This window comes from Gemmatimonadaceae bacterium (assembly GCA_036273715.1).
GTDB lineage: Bacteria > Gemmatimonadota > Gemmatimonadetes > Gemmatimonadales > Gemmatimonadaceae > JADGGM01.
On the sequence record DASUHB010000069.1, the window covers coordinates 44,382 to 57,059 of the forward strand.

The following is a 12,678-nucleotide window of genomic DNA, read 5'->3' on the forward strand; positions in this document are numbered from 1 at the left end:
CTGCATGCGCCGTGCGCGCGACGTGGTTCATGGTCGATAGCGCCACTCCAGGTAAACGCTCGTTCGGTGACGTGTCGGGCGGTCGAGCGAATACGCGATGCCGCCCAGCACGTGCACGTTCGGCACGTGGATGGCCCAGATGCCGGTTTCATCCAGCGACGCTTCGAGTCCTACATATCGGTGCCAGTCGTGCAGCTCGTTGCCGGCGCTGCCGCCCCAGAGATATGGGCTGAACAACCAGAGTGGAAGGTCGACGCGATAGGTCGCGACGCGCTCGCCGCCAGCGAGGCCGAGCGGCGCGGCCGGCATCGCGGCGCGCTGCGACGCCAGCGCATCGTCGAAGAGCGACGGGCTCGTCCCGCCGAGAACGAACTGCTCGTACGCCGGTGCGCCGCGCGCCGACTGTCCGACCATGGCCTGCGCGCCGAGCCTCCAACCGGCGCGCGACACCTCGAATGCACCCGAGACCGTGCCGCGCGTCCACGATGTGTCTGCCGTCCGGCCGGCGGCTCCGGCGATTCCGACGCGCTCGCCGAACCGCCATTCGTTAGGCGTTTGCCGGAACGCACCGCGATAGTCGGCGAATGCGACCATGCGCGTTTGGCGCGCGTATGCGTCGCCGTCCAGTTGCCCGAGTGAGATGCCGGTCCGGATAGCGTGCGCGGCGCCCGTGTACTGTCGTTCGAGCGACGCGACGGCGTCGCCGCCGGCATAGCGAGCGTCGAGAAATACCGGCGCCGCGAGGCCGCCGTGCTGGCGCGACGGATGTTCGTCCGCGTAGAAGCCTTCGGCGGCAATGGTGACGGGCCATCCGCGCCAGGCGGCGGCGAGCGATCCGCCGCGCCAGGTGCCGCGATCTCCGTACACGCCGGTCGCGATCCACGTTAGGCGCCCGACCGGATCCGTGCCCGCCACCACGGCGCCCAGCGACTTGCCCTCGGCCCCGACGCCGAGCGTCGGCAGGACGATGACGTTGCGCGGCCCGAGGCCGTAGCTGCGCGACGGCTCGAGCGCCGCGCGGGGAAACGAGTCGGCCGGCGCTCGCGGCGGTATCGTCGCCGGCTGGAGCGCCGGGGATGTCGCGAGCGTCGCCGGCAGCAGCGCCGTGTCGGCAACTGCAGCGAGGTCGAGCCCATCGGCGTGGAGGCGCAGGAAATAGACGGTGTGGCCCGCGTGACCGGGCTCCGGATCGGACGCCGCGCTGGCCAGCGCCGTCAGCGCGCGCGACGTGCCCGTCGCCAGCTCGACCACGGCGACGTTCGGAATGCCGCCGGAATCGGTGATGCAGACGACCGACGTGTCGCCCGGCAGAAACGCCGCCTCGTACCGGTTGACACCATCGTCAGGCCCAACTGGGTTAGGCACCAGCGCCGGCGCGCGCAGATCGATCGACGCCAGCCGCCACGCGCCGTCGCGCTGCACGCTCACGATCGCCCGGCCCCCGTCGCTCGAGTAGCGCGGCCGGTAGTACACGACGTGCGGAGACCCGGCGACGATGGTCCGCATGGCGCCGGTCGCCAGGTCGACGACCACCACGTCGCACACCCCGCCGACGCACCGGTCGGCAATCGCGTGCCGGCCGTCCGGCGACGGATCGGCCGTGCGGATGCCCGCGTCGTGCGTGATCCGCCGGACCGCGCCGGTGGCGATGTTCCACGCGAACAGGTCGTCGCGCTGCGCGCCGTCGCCGCGTCCGGTCCGCCGGACGAGCAGGATCTCGCGCCCGTTAGGCATGAATCGCGGTTCGCCGTACGCCGCGCCGGCGCTCGGATACAGCACCGCGAGCGGCGCCTTGGGCTTCGGCCGCCAGGCGATCGCCGGAACGTCCTCGGGATCGCGCGACAGCAGCGCCGCACGCGCCCGCGCCGCCGCCGCGTCCGGCGTATCCGTCGCCGTCTTCCATACCACCACGCGGCTCGGCGCATTGCGTTGGGCGAGCACGATCGCCATGAGCGATCCGTCCTGCGAGACCGCGGGAGCGCCCGTGCTCCACGCCAGCGCCTGCACGCTGGTGCCCCGCCCGGAGTCCGGTCGCATCGCCACCCGGCGCGCCACGTCGCGCTCCACCTCCAACGCGGCACCAGTGAGCTCGACGCTGAATCGCCCATAGAGATCGGCGGGATAGCCGCCGAACACGCCGGCGAACGCGTCGTCGAAGCTGCGATCGCGGCGCGCGCTCATGCGGCGCCAGAGATGCACCAGGCTCGAGTCGCCGCGCCGCGCCACGAGCCAGTCGAGAAACGCGCTGCCCGCCAGGTACGCCATCTCGCCGCCCTCGAAGCGCGGGTCCACGTCGAGCTGCGCATAGTTAGGCAACTTCCCTTCGAGCGCCCATTCGCGCAGCACCGCGGCACGCCAGGCGCTGTGTGGTCGCCCCGATCCGGTGAGCTTCCCCTCGATGTAGGTGGCGTAGCCCTCGTCCACCCAGCGCGGCGCTTTGATCGCGATGGGCCCCAGCCGCAGCGGCGAGAGACGGGTCAACCACCGCTCGACGGGGTTTCTCGTCGGCCGCGCAAGATGCGCGATGTGCGTGTACTCGTGCACCGAGAGCAGCTCGGCCCAACCGCGGCTGTCGCCGATGCCGCTCGTCGGGTCCGGAGGGGTCGGCCAGAAGAAGATGACCGGATCCTCGAGCAGCGGCACCGCAAAACCATTCGAGAGATTGTTCGGATCCTCGACCACCAGCGTCACGCGATGCGCCGGCGCGTTGCCGACCGCCGCGCTCACCGCATCGTGTACAGCGTCGATGCGCGACGCCATGTCGAGCGTCCACGATGCCGCGGACGCCGGATAGTGAATCACGAAGTACCTGGTCTCGATCGTGCGCCACGCGAGAGACGGAATGGTGAGCGCCTGCGCCGGCAACGGCCGATGGCTGCACAGCAGCGCGGCCGCGCACGCGAGGAAGGTCGTGAGACGCATGAGTCGATAATGATGGGCCGGCGCACACGCCCAAACAACGCGCCCCTCCACGCGCACCCGATTTGGTGTCATCTTGCGGTGCGGCCGACCAGGAGATGAGTGGTGAGCAGTACGACGCTGGACTCCGTTCTCGCGAATGTCCCGTACGGCACCTGTCCGCTTCCCGGAATCGGCGCCGCCGGCCAACCGCGCGCGAACGATTGGCAGGCGCTCGCCGATGCCGGCGTGCGCACGATCGTCGATTTGCGTCCGGAGACCGAGCCGCACGGACACGACGAGCCTGCCGCCGTGCGCGCGGCCGGGATGACGTACGTGACGCTGCCGGTCACGCAGTTCACGTTGGGCGATGCACAGTTCGATGCGCTCCGCGAGCTGTTGCGCGACCCCGCGCGCCGGCCGATCGTGGTGCACTGCGCATCATCGAATCGCGTCGGCGCATTGCTGTTGCCGTATTTCGCGTTGGACGAGGGGCGGCCGCTGGAGCAGGCGCTCGAGCTGGCGGTCGACGCGGGACTGCGGAGCCAGGATCTGGCGTCCATGGCCGTGGACTACGTGCGACGCCACGCGGCGTCCGCCTAACGGAGGCACCGTGTTTTTGCGCCGGTTCTACGAGGATCACATCGCCCAGGCCAGCTACCTGCTGGGCTCCGAGTCCACCGGCGAGGCGGTGGTGGTGGATCCGAATCGCGACGTCGAACAGTACGTGGCCGCGGCGGCTTCCGAAGGCATGCGCATCACGCACGTCACCGAAACGCACATTCATGCCGATTTCGTGTCCGGGAGCCGCGAGCTCGCCGAACGCACCGGAGCCACGCTGTTGCTCTCGTCGGCCGGCGATCCCTCGTGGCAGTATGCGTTCGCACGCCAATCCGGCGCGCGGCTGCTCGGGGACGGCGATCGCTTCGAGGTCGGCGCCGTCCGAGTCGACGCGATGCACACGCCGGGACACACGCCCGAGCATCTCACGTTTCTCATCACCGACACGGCCAGCGCCGATCGCCCGATGGCGGCGATCACCGGCGACTTCGTGTTCGTCGGCGACGTTGGACGTCCCGACCTGCTCGAGCGCGCCGCCAAGGTGGCGGGTACGATGGAATCGGGCGCGCATGAGTTGTTCCGCGCGCTGCAGCGGTTCAAGACCCTGCCCGACTATCTGCAACTCTGGCCCGGACACGGCGCCGGCTCGGCCTGCGGCAAAGCGTTAGGCGCGATGCCGCAATCCACGTTGGGCTACGAGCGGTTGTTCAACTGGGGACTGGCCGAGGAGGACGAGCTGCGCTTCGTGGCCACGGTGCTCGACGGACAACCGGAGCCGCCGGCCTACTTCGCGACGATGAAGCGCGTCAACCGGGAGGGCCCGCTCGTGTTAGGCGGGCTGCCCCACCCCGAACGCCTCGGCGCCGCGCGACTCAAGCCCGCCCTCGATGGAGGCGCGACGGTCATCGACACCCGACACGCCGCCGACTTCGCAGCCGGCCATGTGCCGGGCACGATCAACATTCCGCTCAACCGCTCGTTCGCCACCTGGGCGGGATCGCTGCTGCCGTTGGACCGGCCATGTCACGTCATCGTCGACGACGAGGACGCACCGCTGCTCGCCGCGCGGGCCGCGCGCGTGCTGGCCCTCATCGGATTCGATCACATCGGCGGGTATTTCGGCGCCGAATCGATCGACGAGTGGCATGCATCGAGCGGCGCGCTCCAAACGGTGCCGACGCTCACTGCGTCGGAGCTGCGTTCACGCCTGGCGGAGGGTGGCGTCACGGTGATCGATGTCCGCAACGACCACGAATGGCAGGCGGGCCATCTGCACGGTGCGCAGTGGATCCCGCTCGGATCGCTCGCGCAGCGCGCCGACGAGCTGCCCCGCACCGGCACGCTTGTGGTGCACTGCCAGGGCGGCGCCCGCTCGTCGATCGCCGCGAGCCTGCTGCTGGCGGCGGGGCGGCCGCACGTGGCCAATCTGGCCGGCGGGTTCTCGGAGTGGGCCGCGGGCGGCTTCCCGGTGGAGCGCTAAGTCAGCGCCCGGCGCTCGAAGCTCCGGATGCCTAACGTCCAGAAGAGCGCGATGAGCGCGATCAGCGCGCCGCAGACGGCCAACAAACTCATGTGGGGCAGCGCCGGCGTCAGCGCGCCGCGCATCCCTTCGGCGACGTAGACGAGCGGATTCACCAGCACCGCGTATTTCATCACGGGCACCGCCTGCAACCCCTGCCACGGATAATACGCGCAGCCGAAGAAAATCATCGGTGCAAGGACGACACTGAACATCAGGCCGATTTGCTGGGGATTGATGCCCGTCCCCATGAGCAATCCCAAATTCGAAAACGCGGCCGCACCGAGGATCGTGATCAGCAGCACGGACGCGATGTGCGCGCCGCCGAGCGCGGCGATCGGGCCCATGATGAGACGCGACATGGGCAGCACCACGGCCGCCGCAATGAGCCCCTGGAACACGCCCATCACGATCTTCTCGAAGGCAATCATGCGCATCGGCACCGGCGCCAACAGCCGGTCTTCGATTTCGTGCGTGTATCCGAAGTCCTGAACCATCGGCAGCGCGACCGACTGAACGCTCGACAGCGTTAGGCTGACGGCGATGATGCCCGGCAGCAGCGCCGCGCCGTAGCCATGCCCAACGAAACCCATCCGCGGCAGCAGATACCCGAACACGACGATGAACAGCAGCGGCTGGAGGGTCGTGCGCACCAGGAAGTACGGCAGCTCGCGCTTCGTGACGTGGATGTCCCGGCGCAAGAGCGCGCCGAAAATCCGCAGGGTGCTCGGCGGCGGTGGAACCAACGGGGTCGGCATCAGTCGAGTTTTCGTCCGGTGAGAGAGATGAACAGCGTTTCCAGACTTGGCGGCGACAGGTGGATGTCGCGCACTTCGCGTCCTTCGGCGCCAGCGGTTTGAATGAGGATCGGAATGATCTCGCCTCCGCGATCCGAATAAATCCGCAGCACGGCGCCGAGCGTCTCGGCGCTCGCCACGCCGGGCAGCATACGCACGCGCGCCGCGGCGGCGGTGGCATCGCCATCGAGGACGAGCTCGATCAGCGTGCCGCCCGGCGCTCGAGATTTGAGCAGCCGCGGCGTGTCGAGCGCCAACAGGCGCCCCTGGTGCATGATGGCCACGCGTTCACACAGCAGGTCGGCTTCTTCCATGTAGTGCGTGGTCATGATGATCGTGCGGCCTTCGGCGTGCAGGCCGCGCAGGATGTCCCACAGGTCGTGTCGCGCCTGGGGGTCGAGGCCCACGGTGGGCTCGTCGAGGAAGAGCACGCGTGGTTCGTGGATGAGGGCGCGCGCGATCATGAGCCGCTGCTGCTGGCCGCCCGACAGTTGATCCACCTTCGCCTCGGCCTTGTCGGCGATGCCTAACTGCGTGAGCAACTCGACGGCCCGGCGCGCCGCCACCGATCGCGCGATGCCGAAGTAGGCGGCATGGAAGACGAGATTCTCGCGCACGTTCAGGCTGCGATCCGGATTCGGCCGCTGCGGCACCACGCCGATGCGCTGGCGGACGACCACCTCGTTCGCGACGACATCGGCGCCGGCAACCGTCGCCGTGCCGCTCGTGGGCTTCACGCGTGTGGTGAGGATCCCGATCGTCGTCGTCTTGCCGGCGCCGTTCGGACCCAGCAAGCCGAAAAACTCGCCATCGCGCACGGCGAGATCGAGTCCGATGAGGGCGACGATGTCGGGTCGCACCTCGCGGCCGCGCCGCGTGCCCGGAGCAGGATACACTTTGCGCAGCGCGAGCGTGCGGATGGCGTCCGGTGTGTCGTGCATGCGGCTCTGCGCGAAGGGAACGACGCGATGCGGCGTCGAGCAACGGCGCGCGTAAGGTACACGCGCGCCGGCGCTCGACAGAAGCGCCGCAGTCAGTTGTCCGGGCGACTACGGGGCAGGATGGTTGTTCACGAAACCGAACGTGAACGTCTGCTCGGTGAGTTGGCGAATCTTGGTGCCCTGCACGCTGGCCGGCTCATACTTGAGATTCGGCAGCACGGCGCGCACGGCTTCCGTGAACGGATCGCCGGACGTCTGCAGTACCTGCACCGAATTCTCGTCCAACGTCCCATCTTCGTTCACCATGAACTGCACGCGCACGAACCCGCGCACGTCTTGCGACTGCATGTCGGGCGGATAACGCGGCTGCGGATTGTTGCCGAGCGGCCACGCCGGACACGTGGTGCGCTTCTCGAGGTACGGCTTGCTGTCGCCGTTGGCGTGACGACCGGCATACAGCGACACCACCAGCGTGTCTGCTGTGACCGCGGCTGGAATCGGGGCGATCGATCGCGTCGACGCCGCCGATGCGATCGCGTTGGTCAGCGCGCTGTCGAAATCCGCCATGCCCGATGGCGTGACCAACCGGCTCGCCGTGATGCGGCCGTCGCGATGCAGCGTGAATTGGGCGACGGCGAACCGCGGCGTGCGCCACTCGACCGGGCTGAAATAGAAAAAGACCGCGTCGTTGAGATGGCGCAGATACGTCGCCGGCAGCGCGGCGCTCTCCTGGCCACTCGCGAGCTGGGCATCGATCATCTCGATCTTGGGACTCTGGCATGCCCGGCGGTAGGACACGGGGCGTCCGGTACCGTTCTCCTGGACCAGCCCGGCTTGCGCGGGAAGTGCGCCGGCGCCGACGATCGCGGCAAGCGCGAGACAGAAGGTGAGTCGCATCGTTTCGCTCCATCACTCTGTAAGATTGGCATCGCCAGCGCCGGGGGCCCGGCACGCAATGAGGATTTGCGCCGCCCCTTGGCGCAGGGGCGTGCTCAACACTGCTGTTTTAGGCGCACGCGCGCAAGTCCCGGCGCGCGCCGTTGCCCAACGCAGTCAGCGGTCGTCGCTGGACGATGCTCCCGATCCCCGCCCCGCTCGTCGCGCTCGTCCTCTCGCTCCACGCCGGCTGTCCCGCCAACCCCGAGCGCTGCGTGCTGAAGAACGTTCCACCGGATTCGGTCGGGATGTCGGCCGATCGCTTGGCGGCGATCTCGCGCGTCGCCGATCGAGGGTTAGACGCGCACGGCTATCCCGGGCTCACGGTCATCGTTGGGCGGCACGGCGGCCTCGTGTGGGAACAGGGCTACGGCTCTGTCGATTGGAATCCGGCCAGCCCCACGGCGGACCCGTTGCACACGATGTACGATCTCGCGTCGCTCACCAAGGTGATCGCGACGACGGCGGCGATCATGGTCCTGTACGACGAGCATCGCATCCGCCTCGACGATCCGGTGTCGAAGTACCTGCGTGCCTATCGCCGCGGCGCCAAACGGCAGGTGACGATCCGCATGCTGCTCGAGCATCGCGCGGGCCTGCCGCCGGGTCGCAACGTGTACCGGCGCGGACGACCGGCGGCGGTTGCGCGGCAGATGATTCTGGCGACGCCGCTCGAGTATCCGCCCGACCAGCGCGAGGTGTATTCGGACGTCGGCGCCGACATCCTGGGCTTCGTGGTCGAGGCGGTGAGCGGGCAGCGGCTCGATGCATTCGTGCAGGCCCACGTCTTTCGCCCGTTAGGCATGCGGTCGACGATGTTCCGCCCGCCGCGCCGCCTGCGCACGCGCGTCGCGCCGACGGAGATCGCGTCCAGCCGCGGGCATCCACTTCGCGGCGAAGTGCACGACGAGACGGCTGACGCGTTAGGCGGTGTGGCGGGCAACGCCGGACTCTTCTCGACCGCCGCCGACCTTGCCGTGTTCGCCCAGATGATGCTCGACGGCGGCACCTACCGCGGGATCCGCATCGTCCGCGACTCGACCGTCGCGCTGTTCACGCGCCGCGCCGCGGGCTGGCGCGCGTTGGGATGGGAAACCTGCGCCGGCGGCGCGAGCTGCGGCCGCTACATGAGCGACCTCGCGTACGGCCACACCGGGTTCACCGGCACGTCCATCTGGATCGACCCCGAGAACGACCTGTTCGTCATCGTCCTCGCGAATCGCATGCACGAGCTGCCGGATGGACGCGCGCCGGAGTCGGCGGTGCTGGCCGACGTTCGCGCCGACATCGCCGACATCGCCGAGCTCGCGGTCGCCGACGACAGCGTCCGCCGCGACATGCCCGCCATGCGGGCCGACCTCGCGATCGGCTGGACGCCGTGATCGCTCGTTAGGCGGAGTCGGCGGCCGCGAGCGCGTGTGCCGTCTTCACCGCCCGCCGCAGCGCGCTCACCACCAGCCCGAGCTCGCGGCTGCTCACGCCGAACGGAAAGCCCGTCACGTTGCCCGTCGAAAAGAAGAAGCGATAGCTGCTCGCGCCCTTCGTGATGTGGCGCGCGAACTGAATGCCGGCTCCGGTCGACGGATCGGTCGCCACCGTCCGATAGACGCGCGTGCTGCGCGCACCGACGCGACGCGCCGCGATGCGCGCGATGGAATCCGTCAATTCCTTGGCCGCGTCTGAAGCGAGGCTCACCGTCGCGTTGCCGGCGTCGGTCGACGCGGCGACCACCACGCGCCCGGTGCTCACCGCCTCGACCCCGATGACGCCATGCTGCAGCGGAAGCGTCGCCACCTTGCGATGCACCGCCTGCGCGGATGCCGGTCCCGCCAGCGCGACGAGCATCGTGGCGGCGGCACGCCACCGCCGCCACCTGATCACCTCAGTGCGAGGCCGACGCGGTGGCGAGAAGGTCGGCTTGCGTCTGTCCCTTGCGGATGATGTCGATGGCGCGCTCCAACTGCACGTCGTCGCCCAGCTCGCGCCGCTTGGCCGTGGAATCGCCGAACGCCAGCCGCGCCACGCGATCGCCCAGCAGGCGATCCACTTCGCTCGAGGCACGGTCGTACAGCCCGCGATCCAGCGAGACGCCGGCGGCCGTAAGGCGCTTGTAGAACTCGTCCCGCCACGCCGGGCTAACGGAGAAGTCGGGGCGCACCTTGTCCTTGAGATCGAACGCGTAGTTATAGAGCGTGACATAGAACTCCTGCGACTTCGGCGTCACTGCCTTCACGAACTCCTGCTCCGTGCTGTCGAGCGTATCCGGTCGCACCACCACATCCGGCGTGATGCCGCCGCCGCCGTACACCACGCGTCCCGCATCGCTCTTGTACATCGGCCGCGCGCGGCGGGCCGAATCGCTCTCCACCGAGTCGGGTTCGTCGATCAACCGGCCATCGATGAACTTGCGCTCCTTCTGAATCGACCGGCCGCTCGGCGTGTACCACTTGGCCGTGGTCAGCTTGAGCGCCCACCCGCCGTCGAGCGGGAACAACGACTGCACGAGCCCCTTCCCGAACGACGTCGTGCCTAACAGAAGCGCGCGGTCGTGGTCCTGCAGCGCGCCGGCCACGATCTCGCTGGCGGACGCCGTGTAGCCATCCGTGAGCACCACCAACGGAATCGTCGGCGCCACGGGATCGCCCTTCGCCGTATAAACCTGCGTGTCGCCGCCGCGCGCCCGCACGCTCGCAATCTGCTGGCCGTTGCGCAAGAACAGGTTGCTGATCGCAATCGCCTGGTCGACGATCCCGCCGCCGTTGCCGCGCAGATCGATCACGATGCCCCGCGCCCCTTCTCGCGAGAGGCGACGCACCGCGTCCGCGAACTCATTGGCCGACGTCTCGTTGAACTGCTGCAGCGGAATGTAGCCGACCTTGCCGTCGAACATGATCGCGAACGGCACCGCGGGAATGCGAATCACCGCGCGCGTCAACGTGAGATCCAGCGCCGCCTGCGTGCCCGGACGCGCGAACGACACCTTCACCGTCGTCCCCGGCGTCCCTTTGAGCAGGTCCGTGACCTGCACGAGCTTCATGCCGCGCGTCGACTGCTGGTCGACCCCGACGATGCGATCGCCCTCGTGCACCCCCGCGCCTTCCGCCGGCGTATGCGGGTAGACCTTGGTCACGACGATCGTGCCTTCCTGATCTTCAACCAACATCCCGAGACCGCCATACCGGCCGCCCGTCATGCGCGTGAAATCCTGCAGCTCTTTCGGCGAATAGAGCGCGGCATACGGATCCTGCAGCTCACGCACGAGACCGCGCGCCGCCTTCTCGTAGAGCGCGGCGCTGCTCACGGTGTCCACGAAGCGGTCGGACACGAGCGACAACACTTCATCGAACAGATGTGGACCGCTGCGCTCGCGCGCAGATTCCACGATGAACGCGCTCGCGGCCAGGGGCAGCAATGCGACGCCGACGATGGCGGCTCGACGAAATGGGTGCGTCATGTGCCAGATTCCACGTGAGGAGGTGGGGCGTGCAGGGGGCTCGATACAGTGTAGCGCGACGCGTGTCCTTCGGGCAACGTCGTCATGCTCCAACGACAAGGACCACCAGGCCCGCCGACACGTTTCGAGCTAGTTTCCAGTGCAACGGAACGGAAGCCCGCCGATTCAATGCAAGACGCTGACAAACCTCTGATAATGCGGTGCTCGCGATGCGCCGCCGAAGTTTCCGCGGACTCGCATCACGTCGACTGTCCCGCATGCGGCGGCCTGCTCGAAGTCATCGCTCCGCCGCCCGATGTTCGCTTCGACGCGCTACGCCGGGTGTTCTCCGAGCGCCGCGGGGCGGTTGCGGGACGCGACGCATCCGGTGTCTGGCGGTACCGCGAATTACTGGCCGCGTGCGCCGAGGACGTCGTCACGTTCCCCGAGGGGAACACGCCGCTGGTACACGCGGGGAGCGCGTCGCGTTGGGCAGGATGTCCGGCGCTTCGGGTCAAACACGAAGGCCTCAATCCCACCGGCTCCTTCAAAGATCGCGGCATGACCGTCGGCATGTCGCACGCGCGACATGTGCGCGCGCGCGCCGTTGCCTGCGCATCAACCGGGAATACCGCTGCGTCGCTTGCCGCGTACGCGGCGCGCGCGGGAATTCCTGCGTTCGTGTTCATCCCAGCCGGCAAAGTGGCCACGGGCAAACTGGCGCAGGCGCTCGCCTATGGGGCGCAAACGCTCCTCGTGCGCGGCGACTTCGACGCGTGCCTGTCGCTTGCCCGCACCGCGGCGCACGAGCTCGGCGTCTACCTGCTCAATTCGATCAATCCGTATCGTCTCGAGGGACAGAAGACCATCGTGATCGAGATGCTCGAGCAATGCGGTTGGCAGTCGCCCGATTGGATCGCGCTGCCGGCGGGGAACCTGGGCAACACGGCCGCATTTGGTATGGCCCTGGTCGCGGCGCGGGACGCGGGATTGATCGAGCAGCTGCCGCGCCTGCTCGCCGTCCAAGCCGATGGCGCGGCGCCGTTCGCTCGCGCGTTCGCTGGCGGCTTCGCATCGCTCCAGCGCGTCACGCCTAACACAGTGGCGACGGCGATCAACATCGGGGATCCGGCGTCGTACGATCGCGCTGTCCGATCGATTCGAGAAACGAACGGTGTCGTGATCAGCGTGAGCGACGACGAGATTCTCGAGGCCAAGGCCGCGATCGACGCGGCCGGGATCGGATGCGAGCCAGCGAGCGCGGCCTCGGTCGCAGGAGTGCGCCGAATGGTCGCGGACGGTACCATCGCGCCGGGCGAAGACGTCGTCTGTGTGCTGACGGGTCACCTGCTCAAGGATCCGGAGGCAGTCGTCAGGAACCCGGCCCGGTCTAACCAGCTTCATGAGGTCGACGCGACGATCGACGCTGTGCGTCTCGTTATGGGGCTGGATTGAGGCGCCGCGGCACGACGGCCGGTGCGGGTAAAGTGTCGTCGGGCAAGGGGTAGGCAGCCGCGCAAAAAAGACTTAATATCGTCCTCGCTCGCTGGCGCAGCGACTAGCAGCCCGTCACCTTTCCACCTGCTCCAGGTG

10 protein-coding genes are annotated in these 12,678 nt (G+C 68.5%); 4 read left to right on the top strand and 6 right to left on the bottom strand.

Features of this window, described 5'->3' with window-relative positions:
• Positions 1-27: 27 nt before the first annotated feature.
• On the bottom strand, positions 28-2,922 hold the full coding sequence (locus VFW04_16160; protein HEX5180865.1) for a hypothetical protein: 2,895 nt from the start codon (positions 2,920-2,922) through the stop codon (positions 28-30).
• 102 nt (positions 2,923-3,024) lie between these two features.
• Here VFW04_16160 and VFW04_16165 point away from each other — a divergent pair, with 102 nt between their 5' ends.
• The gene (locus tag VFW04_16165) at positions 3,025-3,501 is read left to right on the top strand and encodes a protein tyrosine phosphatase family protein (GenBank protein ID HEX5180866.1); all 477 of its coding nucleotides are present in this window, start codon (positions 3,025-3,027) and stop codon (positions 3,499-3,501) included.
• Between the two features lie 10 nt (positions 3,502-3,511).
• Complete coding sequence (locus tag VFW04_16170) at positions 3,512-4,939, top strand: rhodanese-like domain-containing protein (protein ID HEX5180867.1); 1,428 nt, start codon at positions 3,512-3,514, stop codon at positions 4,937-4,939.
• Here the strand turns inward: VFW04_16170 and VFW04_16175 are convergent.
• The 3 genes from VFW04_16175 to VFW04_16185 all read right to left on the bottom strand — a co-directional run bounded on the left by VFW04_16175 (position 4,936) and on the right by VFW04_16185 (position 7,613).
• The gene (locus VFW04_16175) at positions 4,936-5,736 is read right to left on the bottom strand and encodes a hypothetical protein (GenBank protein HEX5180868.1); all 801 of its coding nucleotides are present in this window, start codon (positions 5,734-5,736) and stop codon (positions 4,936-4,938) included. The genes VFW04_16170 and VFW04_16175 overlap by 4 nt on opposite strands.
• On the bottom strand, positions 5,736-6,716 hold the full coding sequence (locus VFW04_16180; protein ID HEX5180869.1) for an ATP-binding cassette domain-containing protein: 981 nt from the start codon (positions 6,714-6,716) through the stop codon (positions 5,736-5,738). Before VFW04_16180 ends, VFW04_16175 begins: the two co-directional genes overlap by 1 nt.
• A 108-nt stretch (positions 6,717-6,824) precedes the next feature.
• Entirely contained in the window at positions 6,825-7,613 is a 789-nt protein-coding gene (locus VFW04_16185) for an energy transducer TonB (GenBank protein HEX5180870.1), read from the bottom strand.
• A gap of 143 nt (positions 7,614-7,756) precedes the next feature.
• Here VFW04_16185 and VFW04_16190 point away from each other — a divergent pair, with 143 nt between their 5' ends.
• Positions 7,757-9,034, top strand: coding sequence for a serine hydrolase (locus VFW04_16190; GenBank protein HEX5180871.1), 1,278 nt, complete (start codon positions 7,757-7,759; stop codon positions 9,032-9,034).
• A gap of 7 nt (positions 9,035-9,041) precedes the next feature.
• Here the strand turns inward: VFW04_16190 and VFW04_16195 are convergent, their stop codons facing one another.
• Together VFW04_16195 and VFW04_16200 are read right to left on the bottom strand one after the other, a co-directional pair.
• Entirely contained in the window at positions 9,042-9,497 is a 456-nt protein-coding gene (locus tag VFW04_16195; protein ID HEX5180872.1) for a hypothetical protein, read from the bottom strand.
• A gap of 37 nt (positions 9,498-9,534) precedes the next feature.
• Positions 9,535-11,106 carry a S41 family peptidase gene (locus tag VFW04_16200; protein ID HEX5180873.1) on the bottom strand — a complete coding sequence of 524 codons (1,572 nt, stop codon included), beginning with the start codon at positions 11,104-11,106 and terminating at the stop codon, positions 9,535-9,537.
• 195 nt (positions 11,107-11,301) lie between these two features.
• Between VFW04_16200 and thrC the strand changes: the two genes are divergently transcribed.
• The gene (gene thrC, locus VFW04_16205) at positions 11,302-12,540 is read left to right on the top strand and encodes a threonine synthase (protein HEX5180874.1); all 1,239 of its coding nucleotides are present in this window, start codon (positions 11,302-11,304) and stop codon (positions 12,538-12,540) included.
• Positions 12,541-12,678 lie beyond the last annotated feature (138 nt).